The sequence below is a fragment of the Kluyvera sp. 1366 genome, assembly GCF_054823405.1.
This window is the reverse complement of the sequence record NZ_JBTRDW010000016.1, coordinates 1-19,372: the sequence shown is the minus strand read 5'-3', so window position 1 is coordinate 19,372 and position 19,372 is coordinate 1. Positions and strand designations below refer to the sequence as shown.

The window sequence follows — 19,372 nt, the reverse complement described above, 5'->3', positions numbered from 1 at the left end:
ATATATGCAATTTTCCCTGGGTAGTAAGCGGGTAAGCCCCGCAGAATTATTCGACAATAAGACGCCCGTTAATTGGCTGAATGGGCCGGTTATTTGCGTTGGCTAGTGCATTTTTAATTTTTGCCAGCTGATTGGCTGACAACGTTACGGTTTCTTTCATGACCAACCAGCGCAATCCCTCAGTGCAGGGTGGTGTAGTCAGGGATCCGCTGTAACGATAGTAATGACGATCTGCCGGGAACAGCGCGCTAAGGTCTGTTTTTTCTCCCAGTGACACGACCTTGTTTATGTGGGTTGGCAATATGGACAGCAGATGTTCGAGCGCCTTATTTTCGTCACCCAATTCAAACATCACGGCGATAACTGCGACTTCACCTGACGCACTGGCATGCACAAAATGCGCTTCAAGTGGGAAAGCCTTACCGTTGATGCGGTTCTCGCTGGGGGCGTGGAAATGGTACTGACGCAAAATGAAAATCTCGTTATCAAGCTTGAAGTCGTCTTCGTCTTTCACAATAACCTGCAGCGTATGCCCGTCATTGACTAACGATTCTGCTTTGGTGTGGAAATCGAGTTGAAGCGGCGCTAATCCAGCCTGAATGGTCGTGCGGATATCAATAGGTGACTGGAATTTTCCAGAACTACAGGTAAGAAATTCAGAGCTGAGATCCCCCCAGTTAGTGGGGCCTGCCTTGCCTTCATACTGCCAGTGGGTCTGTGTATCTGCAAAAGTTGAGATACTTGCTAGAGCAATCGCTAAAGCGAGGATGAGATTTTTTAAGGTTGTTTTAATCATGGCTCACTTCATTCAATTTTCACGTCCCTGCACTCGTGTCAGAAAGCAGTTTCCTTTTAGCGGTAATTCAATAATGGCAATCATATGAGATAGGCAGTAATGAATTGAATTGTACTGACACCTGTATCTTTAAGCATCGAGCCCGGTCTTGAATTAATAGCGCTAACTGGAAACTTTCAGATATTTTTATGGCACGCAAAGAAAATCCAAGAGAAAGATATGTAAAAAAATCACTTGCATCTATATTTTGACAATTCATCATAATCCAATTCATGAGTAAAATTTCACCTCATAGCGAACAATCTTAATTCTCACGCTCGTTTGCTTTATATCTCAGAGTTCAGCAATAAAAAACCTTGAATCACCTGGAAAATCACAGAATTATTGCGCAGCGCTCAATCAAATTGAATCAACCTATTAAATAAATTGTCAAATCAAAGTTGGTTATCTTTGGCTTTATTCGCTTGCTAAAAATCTTGTTGATTTTACCATTTGTGGTTAGATTTGTGTTTTCGTTAAAGTAAATACTTAGCCCCCTGGATTCATTCAGGACATGGCTCGTATCAATTATAAAAATAAACATTTATTTTCCTCTGTGGTTTTGTTGTTCTTCGAAACACACAGGAAGATTAAATGAATAAAGACTACGAAAACTCAAGCGCAAATAGTTCCCTTAAAATCTCATGGCTTATATCCGAAATGGGATACGTCGTTCCCGGGAGTGTATTAAGCGAAGCCACTCCCGTTGTTTCAGGTAATGCGGTCCCGGGCAGCACAGTCGAAATTTATAATGGGAGCATGTTACTGGGGACCGCTGCTGTTAATGCATCAGGAAACTGGAGTTTTGCCACCACGCCAGAAATGTCGCTTTCGGGTAAGGTTTCAATCAGCGCATCACAGAATGGACAAGCTTCTTCTCAGTTCAGTTTCACTGTCGCAGACGAGGGTGTTCCTCGCGCCTCGATTATCGCCATAATGAGCGGTGAAGATGCCATCTATCCGGGTATGGAATCTGCCCCGGCCCCTACTTCTATGGCCATAACGGGGAGACCGTTTTCGGTAGTTAACATCTATGACAAGGGCATCAAAGTAGGCAGCGTATCGTTAGACGATAGCGGGTTGGCAAACTATGAATTCCTGCCTTCATCCCAAACGGGCGACCATGCTTTCACGGTGACAACATCAAATGAATCGGGTGAGACGGCTCCCTGGACGTTAAGTATTGCTGACAGCGCTACGACGGGCGATGATGCAGATTCAGAGACGACTCCCGAACCAGATCCTGTTATTGCCGAGCCGGTGACCATTGATGTACAGGCCTATGATAACGAAAACGTTCGTCAGTACTTCCCCAGCGGCGGCACGACCGATGACAGCCGGCCGACATTCACCGGCACGGCCGGTGCAAACCAGATCGTCACGCTGCATGATGAGAAGGGCCGCGTACTGGGTAGCGTGCAGGCAGGCAGCACGGGAAAATGGCGACTGGAAATAACCGAGTCGCTGGAAAATGGTGCCCACGCAGTAACCGCCCGCTCACTGAATCAGGAAAGCTCTGCGTTCCAGCTGAACGTAAAGGCCGCGGACAGTACCCCTGTCACCTTCTCCACCTGGGCTTATGACAGCGAAGGCGTGCGCCAGTATTTTGCAAGCGGTGACACCACCGATGATTCGCGCCCGACCTTTTTTGGCACCGCGGGTGCGAACGAGACCGTCACGCTCTTCGACGGCAGTAACAACGTGCTGGGCAGCGTCCGCACTAACGCTTATGGCTCGTGGAGTCTGGAAATAACTCAGCCTCTGACAGATGGCGCACATGCGGTAACGGCCCGCACGCCTACCCAGGAAAGTACCGGGTTTAACCTGACGGTGCAGACGACGCCGATCACGCCGGTGACCATTGATGCACAGGCCTACGACAACGAAAACGTTCGTCAGTACTTCAGCAGCGGCGACACGACCGATGACAGTCGGCCGACATTCACCGGCACGGCCGGTGCAAACCAGATCGTCACGCTGCATGATGAGAAGGGCCGCGTACTGGGTAGCGTGCAGGCAGGCAGCACGGGAAAATGGCGACTGGAAATAACCGAGTCGCTGGAAAATGGTGCCCACGCAGTAACCGCCCGCTCACTGAATCAGGAAAGCTCTGCGTTCCAGCTGAACGTAAAGGCCGCGGACAGTACCCCTGTCACCTTCTCCACCTGGGCTTATGACAGCGAAGGCGTGCGCCAGTATTTTGCAAGCGGTGACACCACCGATGATTCGCGCCCGACCTTTTTTGGCACCGCGGGTGCGAACGAGATCGTCACGCTCTTCGACGGCAGTAACAACGTGCTGGGCAGCGTCCGCACTAACGCTTATGGCTCGTGGAGTCTGGAAATAACTCAGCCTCTGACAGATGGCGCACATACGGTAACGGCCCGCACGCCTACTCAGGAAAGCACCGGGTTTAACCTGACGGTGCAGACGACGCCGATCACCCCGGTGACCATTGATGCACAGGCCTACGACAACGAAAACGTTCGTCAGTACTTCAGCAGCGGCAACACGACCGATGACAGCCGGCCGACATTCACCGGCACGGCCGGTGCAAACCAGATCATCACGCTGCATGATGAGAAGGGCCACGTACTGGGCAGCGTGCAGGCAGGCAGCACGGGCAGATGGCGACTGGAAATAACCGAGTCGCTGGAAAATGGCACGCATGCTGTCACTGCTCGCAGCAATGGGATATCCAGTGAGGCGTTTACACTGACTGTCAATAATCAGCAGAATGAAGTCACTGAGCCAGAGCTGCCAATCATCCCTGAGATACCTGAAGAGCCAGAGTCTGAAACCCCGGAGCAACCGATAAAACCGGAAAATCCTGATGAAACGTCACCACTGCTGACGATAAATAGTAAGATCGTCGATAATTACCGTCTCGCTTCAACTATTGATGCGGCAATACAAACGACCGACGATAAACGTCCCCGCCTCAGCGGTACCGGCCCTGTAACGCGATATGTCGAATTACTGGATGATACCGGGCGCTTGCTGGCGAAGGTGTTAACCAACATGTACGGAAAATGGTCAACCGAATTAACTGCCGACCTCAATGAAGGCGTCAATACGATCTATGCAAAGTATGGCGATCTTGTGAGTCAGGCAATGTCAGTGACCGTTGATTCCACTGCACCAACAGGTTTCCATCTATATAATAATGCTTATGACAATATTGATGGGGCAGCATTCTATAAGCTCAATAATATTGCCAACGTGCATGACAATCGTCCGACCTTTGGTGGCAGTGCGCCTGAAGGAAAAACCATTTACCTCTATAATAAACTGGGCGACTTCCTTGGCAGCACCAAAGCAGACAGTAACGGCGAATGGGAATTGCGCATCACTCAACCCTTAAGCAATGGCTTACATACCGTTGTAGCGCGTATGGATGGGCAAGAAAGTGAATCGTTCGTAATGCGGATCAACGCCAAGAATCCTCCGGAAGCCGTTATCAAATCTCTGAGCATCGATAGCCTGCTGCAGGAGGGCGAAACATCATTGTTTTTGAGTGATGAGGTGCAAAAAGAGATAAAGAATTTGTCGCTTGAGGATATTGTTCTGGATATGCGTCATGAAACGCAGGATGGCGTCAATGCAAGCAGCATGGCGTCCACATTCGATAAGTTTGATGATGATAAGCACGACATTCTGTAAATGTCTAAAAGGTCTATAAGTAGATGATCATCCCATCGACATAAAATATGAAAAAATGGCGACCAAATCCATATGGTCGCCATTCCTTATACTCAATAACTGGCTTGCTGGTTATTTACAGAAACAATACGATGTGAGTTCACCATCTAACAGTTTTGACTCTTTAAAGGCAGCCTCAAGTTAGGCTCCTGTTTCATGGAGTTCTTCCTGTTTATCAGATAGTTTTATTTGATATCTACCAACTTCCTAAAGTCTCCTGATCCTGATGAACATTATGAAGCAGTGCCCTGAGGTTCTGTTGATTGTCTCAATCTTTTCCTGCAGGAGAGTTATTTTGCATTGAGTCGTCAGGTAAAACTGCTCCCTGTGCAATGTGCGTTTACTTCGGTTAACGCCAAACTGAAAGTGGCTAAACAGCCCTGAAAGTAAGTTGCCCGGGTTTTAGCAAGTTCTCTTTCAATCTCAGCTTTACGCGTTGCACAGTCCTGGACTGAAATAACTGAATGAGCAATCCTTAAGGCCATTGCAATAGTCAGAACTTTGAAGATGACATGTATTTTCAGACTCGTAGACATTATGGACCCACGACGACAAAAGCTCGTTATCTTTGCTACGAGCTTTTTTATAATCACTTAAACACTGTCGGGATTATTTGAACAAGTCATTCCGGTACTTGAATAACTCAAGATCGCTTGAAACGCCAAGTTTCCGCATCCCGGATTGTTTGTGACCACTGATAGTTTTACGGCTTCGTTTTAGCTTTGCCGCAATTTCAGTCAGGCTCATCCCCTCTAGAAAGCTGTAAATCACCTCGGCTTCACGGGGTGTCAGTAATTTGGTCAGAGAGGCAATACACGCTTCTTCGCTACCGTTGATGATAGCTGCATCGCGCTTTCGTGCTGGCACCTGAGCCAGCTCAAGGGCAATTTCATCAGGCACATGCCGGTGCCCGTACGCTACGCTGCGGATGGCCTGCAGATAAACGGCCGGAAGCTCACGCTTTGCAATGTAACCGCGGACGCCAAGCATAAACGCAGTGCGGATCACGGCGAGGCTCTCCATCGAAGAAAAGAGCAAGATTTTAATATTAGGATTATGAGATAAAAGCTGTTTAATAAATGATAAACCATCCAGCTCATCACTATGCAAAATATAATCTAACAACAAGACATCACAATCATGGTCGCGCAGCCACGTAAACAATTCACTGCTGTGTCCGAAGCTTCCAACCATTTCAATATCACTGGCATTTTCAATCACGATCCGAATCGAGTGGCGAATAATTGGATGGTCGTCCAATATCACCAGCCTTATTTTATCCATTGGCATCGTCGTAGTCATAATTTTACTCGCTCTCTTGTGGCGGAAATTACTGCACTGCAGGAGAATTATTCAGCCAGCTATACAACTGGCCTGCGCTGGCATAACCGCGGAAAATAGCGCTATAGCCGTCAAAACGGTTGGTTACTTCCGCCACACGGTTATTGTAGAAATCCGATTCAGCACTCAGGACGTCGAGTAGCGTACGCTTGCCCAGGTGATACCACTGGTCAAAGAAATCAAGACGGATGCGATCAGACTCGCGCGACAGGCTTCGGTAGAGATCAGCACGCTGTAGCATGGAACGCGCATCTTGATCGGCCGCGCGAACGCGCTGCTCAAGATCGTCGCGCTGGTTATCACCCTGCTCGCGCATGGCAGCAGCACGCTGCACAGCAGCCTGCTCAGCGGCTTTGGCTGAACCGCCGCGGAAAAGCCCCCAGCTAACATTGATACCGGTTTGCCAGGACTGTTCACGACCGTAATAGTCTTTACCTGTGTCTTTACTCACGACCCAGTTCACCTTCGGTAATGAGGATGCTTTCAAAGCATCAGCCTCGGCAAACGCCGCCTGAGACTGCGCGCGCGCCTGCTGCAGGGTTGGATGTTTTTCAATCTGAGCCAGCAACGCATCGAGACGTGAGGGCTGCAACTGCCACTGTGGAGACGGCGGCATTGCCACTTGCGTTTCACCGATCAGGCGATAGAGCACAATTTCGGTATCGCGTGCCTTGGAAACAGCATTATCCAGCGCTGACTGTGCCTGCAGATAACGGCCGGTTGCCTGCGTCAGCTCACTGCGGCGCCCCTGGTCGGCCTGAACAATGCCGCTCAGCATTTTCACCAGCTCCTGCATGCGCGAGACATACTGTTTGCTCATCTCAATCACAAGGCGCTGCTTGCTTAACTCGATTAAGCCACTGCTGACCTGCCAGGCCAGATCTTCACGCTGGGCGATGTTCTGCTGATCCGCCGCTTTGACGGAGAACTCTTTACTCTTGATGGTGTTACTGGTCTGCCCGAAATCAATAAGGTTAGTGGCCACGTTCACGCCAAAGGCCGGCATGTTGCTGTCGCTGGCATTACGTGAACCATTTCCAAACTCATAGCGGCGCGAATTGGATGTCACATCAACCTGTGGCCAGCGCTGACCTTTTGCATTGCTTACATCCTCTTTTGCTGCATCAACCTGGAGGCGCGTGCTGCGCATTTGCGGGCTGCGCTCAAGCGCAGTCATCACTGCACGCGCAAACAGACCGCGTAATTCTCGTTCGCCCGGACTTGCGCTCGCTAATGCAGCCGGCGCTGGTGTAACAGATAGCGCAGGATTAGGCGTGAGCTGTGGAGACACTATGGAGGGCGTCATCAGCCCCGGCTGTGCACTTCCGGCAGGGCGGAATACGGGTAAGTCCGCATTCACCGTTGCCACCGGTGCTGACGTCAATCTCGTCACGGGCTCGGCACGCTGACCGTATTCAGGCGCCCCTGGAAGCAGCGGCGCCGCCGGCGTTTCCGATACGGTCGGTGCCGGGCGTTGCAGCAACGGTGTGGCAGGTAACGTTTTGATTTCAGCACCGGTAAGCAGTTTTGGCTTGTCAGCGACAACTGGAGTAGCCGGTTTCACCGCGACAATGGGTGCTTTCAGTACGGCTGCCGGAGCCTGAGGTGCGGCCGGTTTAACCTTCACTGACTGAGGACGTGTTGTCCGTGTCCGCTCAGCCAGCATCTCTTTCATTGCATCGGCGTGCACAGTGGTACTGGCTTGCGTCGTCGAGTTTGTAAACGGTTTGGCTTCCGCTTTGCTCACTTCAACGAACATCAGTAACTCATCATCATTCGCCTGCAGACGGCCACTCTCCAGTGCCAGCAGCGAACCAATCAGCATGGGCAGCAGGCGATAAGAGGTTTTTAACGTTTTCATTATTCTGCTCTCTCTTATCGTTCACGGAACGCTTCACGCGCTTTCATTACCGGCTTGAGCAGGTAATCAAGAATGGTTTTCTCACCTGTGCGGATCTCAACAGATGCAATCATGCCAGGAATAATGGGCAGGGCTTTGCCACCGGCATTCAATGCACTGCTGTCGGTAAGCACCATGACGCGGTAGTAAGTGTCATCCGGTCGGCCTGCAGCGGCCTTTGCATCATCTTTCAATGTATCCGGGCTGATGAACTCCACCTCGCCTTTTAATCCACCGTAGATTGCGTAGTCATAGGCGGTAACCTTCACTGTGGCGGGCAGGCCGGGATGTAGAAAGGCCACGTCAGAAGGACGAATTTTCGCCTCAACCAGTAACTGATCTTCAAGCGGCACAATCTCCAGGATGTGCTCGCCTGGCTGAATAACACCGCCAATGGTATTAAAGCGAATGTTTTTTACCGTGCCCTTTACGGGCGCATTGATGGTAGTGCGTTCCATTACGTCGGCGCGCCCAATCAGGTTTTCACTGGTCTGCGCCAGCTCCAGCTCCAGCTTGTTGAGCTCGGAGTTGGCATCCGCCTGGTAGCGATTACGGCGCTCGACGATCTGTGACTGAATTTCGTTGGCCTGACGGCGCATACGTAACAGTTCAACTTCGGATAATAAGCCACGTGCTGCCAGCGGTTCCGCCAGACGGATTTCACGCATGGAGAGTTCATAGCTGCGTTGTAAGGCGGAAACTGAGTCATGCAGTGCACGCTTACGTGCCTGATATGCCTTCGTCTCCTGCTCAATCACACCGGCATCTTTCTGTACCTGTTCGTCGTCAAAGCGGAGCGGCTGGCTGTAAGCCTCGGCGCGCAGGCGTGCGATTGTGGCTTTCAGTCCAATAACCTTGTTTAACGCTTCGCGATAGCTCGCCTGCGCACGGGTTGGGTCAATTTTTAACAATACCTGACCGCGCTCAACGTTCTCGCCTTCACGTACGTTCATCTCCGCCAGGATCCCGCCTTCCAGACTCTGGATGATCTGTTCACGGCTTTTGGAAATGATCTTCGCTTCACCTTTTGTTATCTCTTCAACGCGGGCAAAATGCGCCCAGGTTACGCCTCCGATCAGAACCGCCATTACTATCCACAACACCAGGCGTGATCCAGGCGTACGCTGGCTCAACAATGAAGACTGAATGTCGTTCATAAAATCAGCGTCCACCGCTGATAGTTGGGACTTGCGGCTGAATAAATTACGCATCACGCGGAAACCTCTACGTCTGATTTTCCGTCTGTTACCGTAGTACTGCGGCGGGTGACGACCGGTGCAGCCGGTTTAACGGATGTCTTATTGGCCGCAGTGGGCACTTCGCTGTTCGCTGCGGGTTGTTGTACGTTGGTGGGCGCCACCGGCTGACCGCTCAGGCGAGCCAAGACCGTGTCTTTTGGTCCATCAAGCACGACTTTGCCTCCATCAACCACAATCACACGGTCTACCAGCGTCAGCAGTGAAGGACGATGGGTAACCATCACCAGCGTCTGGCCTTGGGTTGCGCCATGCAGGTGGCGGAGGAACTGATGTTCGGTCTGGCTGTCCATGGCGCTGGTCGGTTCATCCAGTAGCAGGACCGACGGGCGACTCAGTAAGGTGCGCGCCAATGCGACCAACTGGCGCTGACCGCCAGACAAGCTGCAGCCGTTCTCGCCTACTGGTAGGTTGATCCCGAGCGGATGGCGTGCGGCGATCTGATCCAGGCCTGTCAGGCGAAGAACACGCAGAAACTCCTGCGGTGCCGCGTCGGGCATACCAAGCATGACGTTTTCGCGAAGTGTGCCAAAGAACAGGCGTGAGTCCTGGCTGACAAATCCAATGTGGCGGCGCCAGTCAGCCGGATCGATTTGATTGACATCCAGGCCATCTGTGAACAGTTGCCCTTTCGTCGGTAGATATAGCCGTGCCATCAGGCGCAGCAGTGTGGATTTTCCGCTGCCGATTGCGCCGAGAATTGCGACGCGCTCACCGGCGGTAATCTGCAGGTTTATGTCTTTAAGGATCTCAGGATTAGGCTGCATCGGTGGCGCCGGGTAGGAGAAGCCCACTCCCTTCAGCGCGATATCGCCTTTAAGCTCTGGATTGGCAATATATTCCTGCTCACTGTCGCGATCGGTTGGCATCTCCATCAGCTTATTGAGCGAGCTCAGCGCAGATTTTGATGATTGATAGCGCGTCGCCAGACCAATGACTTGCCCCAGCGGACTGGTGGCGCGTCCCGCCAGCATAACAGTACCGATCAGGCCACCCATTGTCAGGTTGCCAGCGTCAATCATGTAGACGCCAATCAGGATCAGCATCACGGTCTGGAACTGCTGTAAGAAGGTCACCGACGTCGTTGCAAGAGTAGAGTAACGCTTTGATTTTGAGCCGCTGTTAGCCTGCAGTGCGCTGAATTTTTCCCAGCGGCGTTGCATATGTGCCTGCCCGTTGGTGGCTTTCAGCGTTTCCATACCTTCAATCGATTCAATCAATACGCCCTGTTTCAGCGCCGCGTCTTTCATATTTTCACGCATGATTTTCGCCAGCGGCCACTGAATGATTACGCTGATGATAATGATCAACGGCAGCATCAAAAGAGGGACGAAGCCGAGCGGGCCGCTGATGGCAAAAATAACGCCTACGAACAGCAGCACAAAAGGCAAATCGGCGAGAGCGGCAAGTGTGGCGGACGAAACGAAGTCGCGCAATGATTCAAACTCTCGCAACTGGTTTGCAAAGGTGCCGGAAGACGCGGGTTTATGCTCCATGCGCACGGCCATGGCCTGCCGAAACAGCAAGCCGCCAACTATCAAGTCCGCTTTTTTGCCCGCCGTGTCGAGTAAATGCGCACGCACAAAGCGCGTCAAAGCCTCGAACAGCATGGCGACAGTGACCCCAATGGCCAGAGACCACAAAGTAACAAACGCCTGGTTTGGAATGACGCGGTCGTACACATTCATGGTGAAGAAGATACTTGCCAGGGCCAGCACGTTTATCAGCACCGAAGCAACCGCCGCGCTGCGATAGTAACGGCGGTAGCGCCATAAAGTACTGAACAACCAGTGCTTCTGATTCTCCGGCAGCCCTTCCTCAACACGGCGATCAACTTTAGCAGTGGGTTTCCCAAAGATGGCAAAACCGCTGTACCACTCGCTGATTTCGCTGTGCTCAATCTCAACCGGCGCTTCGCCTAATTCCGGGAGAACAACCTGGTAGAAATAGGTCATCTTCTCCTCGGCATTTTTCCTGCGCACACGATCCAGTAAAATGCAGCCGCCAGAGGCTTTACGCACAAGAACAACCGGCATTATTTGCTGCGGAATGTCCCACAATGAGCGTTCGACTAATCCAGCCGTGATACCCGCGCTTTCCAGCGAGGTGAGCGCCAGCGAAGGAGATAGATAAACATCTTTTGGTAAGCCGGCAGTCAGGGCGTCAAAGCTGCGTGCCAGACCATAGTGGCGGCATAGCCACGCTACGCTTTGCAGCAGGGTATCATCGATACGAGTCTGCACGCGTGCCAGCGATTGCAATGCGTGTTCCTGCTGAGAACTATCTGTTTCTGTTGCGTTCATTTACCGCATCTCATGTTATGTTTATCGACCCGACCCACCGGGGGTTGCCAGGAAAATTCTCGTCTTAACCCGAATTATCTGATACGAGCCGGGTCTTGCATTGATCGCACACGGGCACGGAACTTACGTAACAACAGGATATAAATGGTTTTATTTTAACGAACCAGAATTTCGACACGCTGAGAATCTACTGAGCAATGCTCGTCACAACTGACGAATTGCGTGGAGATCACGCGCTCGGGTATGGCTGCCAGCATCAGCGCATTCTGTATCGCACGTGCACGCGCCTGACGCACCGCCTGTCCTTCCGGGCCGGTTATCCGCATCACCACGCTATGCAGCAGCGGATGATTCTGACGTACGGTCACCACAAGGTCGTTCAGCGCAGCCATACCACTTTCGCTTAACACCTCAATGCCACTCTCCTGCTTAAAGAGCTGGGTGGTGGTCAGCACATAATGGCTCTGCCGCTGGCTGGCGGCATGGTCGTAGACGCACGTAACTACTGAAGTCGCGCGCGAATGAGCATGAATTTGTCGACGAGCATGGGACATCTCACTTTCGCCCTGCTGTCGCTGAACGGCTTTGGGGGGCTGCGTTATCTGTTGTGATTCATCCACGCGCAGAAAGTAAGTGTGTCCGCCCTGAAGCGTGGCAACAAAGCGCCCTTCGCTTTTACCGCGGTATAACGGATCGTCAGTGAAGGCTCCAAGCGCGTGTTCGCCGGGTTTCAGACAAAAACTGGTGAAGCCTCCCGGCAGCAGGCTGGTGTGATAGCGCCCATCTATGTAAACGTTTGCCGGTCCCTGCCCTGTGTTATCGGCTTTTTCGCGGTAATAAACGACCTGGGTCAGCTCCTGCACGACCGACGGCACTGTTTTGTAACGCTCCCCAAATACCTTAGGCACCTGCAGCATCGCCTCAGCGTGCGCACTCAGCAGAAGACCACAGGTTATAAGGCTGCGAATCAGTGATAAATTATTCATGACGGATGCACTCCTGGAAATGTCAGCCAAGGGAATTAACGCGGCGCTTCTACGCGAATAATGACGCGGCGGTTAGGCGCATTGCAGGCAATCTTTTCCTGTTGACTGCCACGCTTACACAACACCAGAGGCTGGCTGCTACCCATGCTGCGCGCGGTGATATTGGCGGCAGAAATGCCCTGATTGATAAGCTGCTGGCGCACGGTGTCTGCGCGTTGCTGTCCCAGCTGCTGATTGCTGCTATCGCTGCCGATCGGGTCGGTATAACCGATAATTTCAATGCGGTTTTGAGTTTGCTGAGCTCGCTTGAGCTTACCGACCAGAGCAGTGATCGCCTGTCGACCCGCTGGCTTAACGTCGGCTTCGCCTGCTCTGGCGAAGTTGAACAGCACATCACTGGAGAAGGTATAATCCACTACCGGGCTGGCATTGTAAGCACACGCCACCACCGATGATGCGCGCGACAGTGCGTGTTTCTGCAGCCGCAGGGTTTTCAGCTCTTCATTTGCTTCAGCGCTTCGTACCGCCTGTGGACGTCCGTTATGCTGACTGTCGACACGCACGTAATAGGTTTTGCCGCCTTTAAATGCGGCGCGAAATGCTTGATCACTTTTTCCCTGGTAGTCCGGTGCGTCATTTTGATAGGCACCCAGCGAATGCTCGCCGGGCGTTACACAGAAGCGCGTATACATGCCGGGCAGGAGTGCTGCCTGAAACTCCCCGTCCAGATAAACCATGGCCGCATCTGCACCGCTGACGGCGGTAGTGCGGTAATAGATAACCTGCGCCTGTTCGCTGCCTGGCGACCCCTGTGAATGCCATTTTTCGCCAAAGGCGCGTGAATCGACCGCAGCACGTGATGAAAACGCACTAAGCGCGGCAGTAACCAGTAACATCAGCGTCATGGCTTGTTGTTTAGTGTTCATACATTCTCCAGGCGGCAATATACAGGCCACCAAATGATGTTAAGCGTTAAAGAGTGTGCGACATGCCGTTAAGCAAATCGTCAAATTGAGGGTTACCGTCATCGTGATGGGTATTGATGAGGAGCGCATTGCCGGCACTGTCCGGAAGTGACATCTGAGACCAGGTACTGAGCTCACTATCTGCAGGCAAGAGATCCTCAAGACCCAGAGGCGCAAGGGTTACCGGACCGCTGGTGTCAATAATAATGTCGACAGGATCCGATGGCAGTGAAACATTGCCGCTGGGGTCAGTGATCACAACATCCAGTGCGTGATTTCCATCAGCAAGCGGCTTTTCCGGCGTGAAACTCCAGCTTCCGTCTGCGGCGACCAGTGTGCTGCCTATAACCACGCCGTTGTCTCGTACTTCAATCAGACTTCCGGCGGATTGTTTGTCACCACTCAGTGTGGGCAGGTTGTCATCGCTGGTTTCGCCCGGCAGAATGACTCCCTGCTTCTCACCTACATCATCATGTATGGCATCTACCGTCGCTTTCGCTGTTGCTGTCTCTGTTGCGTGATCGGTACTTTCTTCAGTTTTTGGCGGCGTCGGGAGTTGGTCTTGGTTATTGTCGCTGCCACCACTGCTGTTAGCCAGGACAACCAGCGCTGCCACCGCAGCGGTGGCACCCAATGCGATAAGTCCCATCGCCAGCCCATTGCTGTCGACGCTCAGATCTTCCAGCGCGGCAGCGTTGTCGCTGGAGAGCAACACCGGAGACTGTTCACCGTCCTGCAGTGCGTCAGGATTTTGCGTTGTGTCAGCGTTAGCAGAGACGTAGCTGTGCCAGTCACCGTCCTCCCCCAGCCCCACCAACTCACCGGGATGATCGTAGAAGTTTTCAATGATTAGCTGCGGTTCACCACTGCTGTTTTCCAGCATCATCAGAAGATTTTTTCCGCTGCGTTTAAGGGTGATATTTTCCGGACCTACCAGTTTTTCTCCTTCAGCTAACACATAGCGTCCACCAGGCACGGCTTTAATCTTCGCGGCATTGCCCTTGAGAGACAGTTCAACGGCCTGGATAATGCGTTTCCCACTTACTACCGCCAGATTAACGTCAGACATTGGTGTAGTTTCCTCGCGTGAGGCGAGGCCATATGCCTTCGCCATTTTGACCGGACGTAACCGGTAATAGTTAATGACAGGCATTAGACAGAATTGTCTTGAAAGCAACTACAGGCTGCGTCTTGGTTAAGTGCGAGATGAGAGGGATTAATGAGGGTGAAATACTAAAAAAAACCAGCGGCTTGCACCGCTGGCTGGGTTGGGTCAGAACCCAAAAATCATACAAGAATCACTGCTGTACACGAACCACAACACGACGATTCGGCGCGTTACATTCAATCTGCTCAGCACGACTGCCGCTACAGGTGTTAATCAGCAACTCATCACTGCCGGCACTGCTGGCGCTCAGGTTGCGCGCAGGCAGCCCGGCTTCAATCAACAGGCGACGCACCGTGTTGGCACGTTGCTGACCCAGACGCAGGTTGCCTGCCGCTTTACCGATTGGATCGGTGTGGCCGATCACCTGAATACGGTTAGCCTGCACGCCATCAGTACGCAGTTTGCTAATCAGTTCAGAGATTGCCTCACGTCCCTGCCCGGTAATGTCACCACGACCGGATTTACCAAAGGCAAACAGCACGTCGCTGGACAAGGTGTAGTCCGCATGCTGAGCGCCAATATAGCGGCACTCCTCGACTTTGGACGCACGGCTCAGGGTGTGCATCTGCGCTTTCAGGTTCGCTAACTCACGGCTGGCCTGCTGTGGATTTACCTGAAGCGGACGGCCATTAGCTTCGGCATCGTACTTCACAAAATAGGTTTTGCCTGCTTCAAGGTTATCGCGGTATGGCTGCTCCTCTTTGCCTTTGTACAGAGGGGCATCCTCGATAAACCCTCCCAGTGAGTGGTTACCCGGCGTCACGCAGAAGGTAGTGAACATACCCGGCAACAGTGCCGAGTGATATTCACCGTCCACATAGATATGCGCGGCTTCCTTAATGTCGGTGGCTTTATCTCGGTAATAGACGATTTGAGCCTGGCTGTTCGCCACGCGCGCGACCGGCTGATACTGCGCGCCGTACACTTTTTCGATATCGACTGCTGCATGTGCAACGGAGAACAGACCACCTGCCACCATCACCGCAATCACCGAAGCGTTAAATTTTTTCATGACTCCTCCACAGAGGCCCTTTCGGGCCTCTGATTCTGACTGTGCTAAAGGGATTAATGGTTGTTAAGGTTGGTCTGTACACCCAGTTGTACCAGCAGTTCGGTATCAGCACCGGAATGCTGATAAACCTCATACTGAACACCGCCAACGGTGACGGTACCTTCGGCTTTGGCCCAGTTACCTGGATCAGTGCCATCTGGCAAAAGGTCTGACAGGTTCACTATGTCGCCCTCGTCGCCCTTTATCATCAACTGCGTTGACTGGGTGTCAGTGAAAACACCTTCTTCACCATATGTCAGCAAATCACCCAACGAAATATTGAGAACCGTCGGACGTTCGTCAGCCATATTGATGACATGGTTTAAGTCAACCAGCTCATGATCGACAACAGATATGGATTTCGGCTCTGTCAAATTAGAGTCATCATTAATAAATGCCGTGTGGGTGTTACTGATATCCGTGGCATCCGGCTGAGTTTCTTCCATAATCTCAAATGAACGGGAGTTGGCCTTCGTGCCCCAGACAACGTTGTCGAGACCGAGCCCATAATGGTCCACAGTCTTAATGACAATTTTGTCAATCAAAACTCCAGGCGGTGCAGCAAAATCATATGAAACGACACTGAAGCGGGCGCCTTCCTTTGTAACAGAACCTATCAAATTGTTATCCGCGTCATAGAAATAAGCAGTTGCAGTACCTTTTTCTTGACCTGGGTAACCACTACCCCATCCGTTTAAGGTAAATGAAACATCTGTTGTCTTACCTACGGTGAAGGCTAAGTCAACTCTCTGATATATCCTTAAGAAAGGGCTGACTATATCGTAACCAGTTGTAGTACCTTCAACCCTCGTAGCACCAGCTAACAGCTTAAAACCTGAAGGAAATTCAAATCCCACGCCGATACTCTGGGACAGATAATTATCAAATGTTTCACGCCCGACCGTTGCAGGCGGAAGGATATTAAGATCCCATTCTGTATATGTACTGGAATTGCCCGCGCTATCGGTAGCGTGCACACGCAATACATGAGAGCCATAGGACAGATCTGCATCCGGAGTCCAGCTCCATTTACCATCTGCACCCACCACAATGGAAGCAATTTCTTTACCATCCATTACAAGTGTCAGGGTGCTGCCAGGTTCAGCTGTGCCCTCATACGTCGGTGTGCGATCTTTTGTACTGCCCCCATAAGGTATATCAACTTCCCCTGCCGAGGAGTCGTCCACAACCCGAGTAATCAATGGCGTAAGGGGAGCCACTGTATCAACGATGACTGTCCAGGGATCAGAGCTGGCCGAACTATTACCGGCTGAGTCCGTCGCAATGATAGTAAAATCATGCTGTCCGTCATTAAGCGGTACATCCGGCGTAAATCTCCAGTCACCGTTAGCATCTACTATAGCGCTGCCGATTACCTGACCATTATCAAGCACCGTAACACGATCGCCTGCAGTCCCCCTTCCCTGAAGCGTTGGTGTACTATCATCGGTATAACTGCCATCTTTAATTGTACCTTGATGAATACCGACATCGTCAGTGACATCATCAATCACCGGCCTCAGAGGAGCTGTGGTATCAATTTCCAGCACAAAATCAGCGGTAGGTGCACTTTCATTTCCGTTTACATCAGTAACTGTGGCGGTAAATGTCCATTGGCCCTCACTCAGCGCCGGATTAATTTCATAAGTCCACTTACCGTTTGCGCCAGCCAGCACCGAACCAATCGCCGACGTACCCTGATAGATCGTCACCAGCATACCAGGCGTGGCCTGTCCCACAAGTGTAGGTGTTGTATCATCGGTAACACTGCCGCTGCTAAGGTTGTTCGTCACCGTGCCCACATTGTCTACTGCATACATGATGGCGATGTCGACTAGTGAGGTATCTACCACAAAGTCGATTGGGGCACTTTCCGCGCTAAGATTTCCCGCCGGATCCTGTACGACTGCCGAGAAGCTGTGGTCACCATCCGGCAACGGAAGTGAGGGGGTAAAGCTCCAGTCACCTGCTGCATCAACCGGTGCTCGACCAATTTCCTTACCGTTATCTTTAATAATCACCGTGCTGCCTGGCTCAGCCGTACCGCTAAAGGTCGGCGTATTGTCATCGGTGGTATCGCCGCTTAAAATTGGACCGGTTATCGCTCCAACATCATCAGTAAGAACAGGGCTACCAATCGCGCCCGGCGCCTGTGTATCCACAGTAATTGGATAATCACCCGTTGATGGACTGGTGTTGCCTGCTGCGTTTGATGCTACCGCTGTGATGTTGTGCAAACCATCTGCTAATGCCGCTACCGGGGTGAAGTTCCAGCGACCATCAGCTGCCACGGTTACAGAACCTAACGCCACACCATCGGCATATACGGTGACGATAGTGCCTGGATCGGCGGTGCCGTGCACGGTTGGCAGGTTATCGTCAGTTATACCACCCGGCTGGACATTGCCCGTAATTGTACCAACATCATCAGTAATACCGGTAATAGCTGGAGCAGCTGGCGAACCACCGGCCGTCACGTCAAAGCTAAAGGCGTCGCTGGCATCACTCAGGTTGCCCGCTTTATCCATTTCACGCGCCGTGATGCTGTGCGCGCCGTTCCCCATTGGCCGGGACGGCGTAAATGTCCAGCTTCCCGTGCTGTCAGTCAACGTTGAACCGATCTGCACACCGTGGTCATATATGATCACAATGCTCCCCGGTGATGCGGTACCGCGGACTTCCGGCTGCGCGTCATCGGTGGTGGCGCCGTCGGCAATCGGGCCGGTCACCGCGCCCTGGTCATCGATGATTTCCACGATAGCCGGGGCTGTCGGCGCCTGCGTATCCACAATCACCGGATATGGGTCGGACTCAGCCGAGCTGTTGCCCGCCGGGTCGGTCACGATGATGGTAAAGTCGTGCTGACCGTCGTTCAGCGGCGTGTCCGGCGTGAACTGCCAGCGGCCGTAATCGTCCGCCACCGCCGAGCCAATCGGCTGACCGTTGTCGATGATGGTCACCACGTCGCCCGGCTGCAGGCCGCTGCCTTCCAGCGTCGGCGTGGTGTCGTCGGTAGTTCCGCCCGGCTGCACGCTGCCCTGGATCGGGCCCACGTCGTCGGTGATGTCACCAATGCCGTCGCCGCCCGTGCCGCCGTCGCCCGGTTTGCCCGGCGCGGTGGTGTCAATTTCCAGCTCAAACGCCGCCGTCGGGTCGCTTACCGCGCCGGTTTTCGGGTTGGTGGAGACAGCGGTGAAGCTGTGCAGGCCTTCAGCCAGATCCGTCGCCGGAGTGAATGACCAGTCGCCGCGTGCGTTCGCAGTGACAGAGCCGATGGCAACGCCGTTATCGAAGATTTCAACCACGCTGTTCGGCGTCGCCTTGCCGGTAATGGTCGGAGTTGCGTCATTGGTCACGCTGCCGCTCGCCAGGTTGCCGGTGTGGGCAGGCTGGTCGTCGTAAACGAAATCGATGCTCACCACCACTTTCGAGGTGTCCACGATCAGGTCGATCGGCGTGCTCGGATCCGACTCGTTGCCCGCCGGGTCGCGGATAACCACGATGATTTCGTGCGGACCGTCCTCGAGCGGGACGTCCGGGGTGTACTCCCAGCTGCCGTCGTCGCCGACAACGGTGGAGCCGATGACGTCGTCGCCGTCCTTAATGATGACGGTGTCGCCCGGCTCCGCGCCATCACCACCGATAGTCGGGGTGCTGTCGTCGGTGGTGTCGCCGCTGTCAATCAGGCCCACGTCCGGACCCACGTTGTCTTCCGCGGTCACGTCGTCCGCCGCCGCCGGCGGCACGGTATCGATTTCAAGCTGAAAGTCGCCGGTGCTGGCTTTGTTGCCCGCCGCGTCTGAAATCTCAGCCCTGAAGTTGTGCACGCCGTCGGCAATGTCCGCCGCAGGCGTCCACGACCACT

General features: G+C 52.8%; 11 protein-coding genes. 1 reads left to right on the top strand and 10 read right to left on the bottom strand.

The annotated features are described in order from the left end of the window. Window positions 1-46 precede the first annotated feature (46 nt). Entirely contained in the window at window positions 47-796 is a 750-nt protein-coding gene (locus tag ACVLVH_RS23435; protein WP_498950296.1) for a carbonic anhydrase, read from the bottom strand. Between the two features lie 633 nt (window positions 797-1,429). On the opposite strand from ACVLVH_RS23435, the gene ACVLVH_RS23430 reads away from it, so the two are divergent. Then, on the top strand, window positions 1,430-4,498 hold the full coding sequence (locus tag ACVLVH_RS23430) for an Ig-like domain-containing protein (RefSeq protein ID WP_498950294.1): 3,069 nt from the start codon (window positions 1,430-1,432) through the stop codon (window positions 4,496-4,498). Window positions 4,499-5,146: 648 nt separating this feature from the next. On the opposite strand, the gene ACVLVH_RS23425 is transcribed toward ACVLVH_RS23430, so the two are convergent. From ACVLVH_RS23425 to ACVLVH_RS23385, 9 genes are all read right to left on the bottom strand, one after another. Then, complete coding sequence (locus ACVLVH_RS23425; RefSeq protein ID WP_498950293.1) at window positions 5,147-5,839, bottom strand: response regulator; 693 nt, start codon at window positions 5,837-5,839, stop codon at window positions 5,147-5,149. Between the two features lie 28 nt (window positions 5,840-5,867). Beyond that, a complete protein-coding gene (locus ACVLVH_RS23420; RefSeq protein ID WP_498950291.1) occupies window positions 5,868-7,739 on the bottom strand; it encodes a TolC family protein in 1,872 nt (623 codons plus the stop codon). A 14-nt stretch (window positions 7,740-7,753) separates the two neighbouring features. Next, on the bottom strand, window positions 7,754-8,989 hold the full coding sequence (locus ACVLVH_RS23415; RefSeq protein WP_498950290.1) for an HlyD family type I secretion periplasmic adaptor subunit: 1,236 nt from the start codon (window positions 8,987-8,989) through the stop codon (window positions 7,754-7,756). Continuing rightward, entirely contained in the window at window positions 8,989-11,337 is a 2,349-nt protein-coding gene (locus ACVLVH_RS23410) for a type I secretion system permease/ATPase (protein WP_498950288.1), read from the bottom strand. Before ACVLVH_RS23410 ends, ACVLVH_RS23415 begins: the two co-directional genes overlap by 1 nt. A 155-nt stretch (window positions 11,338-11,492) precedes the next feature. After that, window positions 11,493-12,323 (bottom strand): hypothetical protein, encoded by an 831-nt coding sequence (locus ACVLVH_RS23405; RefSeq protein WP_498950286.1) that lies wholly within the window; start codon window positions 12,321-12,323, stop codon window positions 11,493-11,495. Window positions 12,324-12,358: 35 nt separating this feature from the next. Then, window positions 12,359-13,249, bottom strand: coding sequence for an OmpA family protein (locus tag ACVLVH_RS23400; protein ID WP_498950284.1), 891 nt, complete (start codon window positions 13,247-13,249; stop codon window positions 12,359-12,361). A gap of 46 nt (window positions 13,250-13,295) precedes the next feature. After that, window positions 13,296-14,357 (bottom strand): Ig-like domain-containing protein, encoded by a 1,062-nt coding sequence (locus ACVLVH_RS23395; protein ID WP_498950283.1) that lies wholly within the window; start codon window positions 14,355-14,357, stop codon window positions 13,296-13,298. 229 nt (window positions 14,358-14,586) lie between these two features. Next, window positions 14,587-15,468, bottom strand: a complete 882-nt coding sequence (locus ACVLVH_RS23390; RefSeq protein ID WP_498950281.1) for an OmpA family protein — start codon at window positions 15,466-15,468, stop codon at window positions 14,587-14,589. A 53-nt stretch (window positions 15,469-15,521) separates the two neighbouring features. Further along, window positions 15,522-19,372: Ig-like domain-containing protein (locus ACVLVH_RS23385; protein ID WP_498950279.1), on the bottom strand; the 3,851-nt coding region annotated here is incomplete at its 5' end.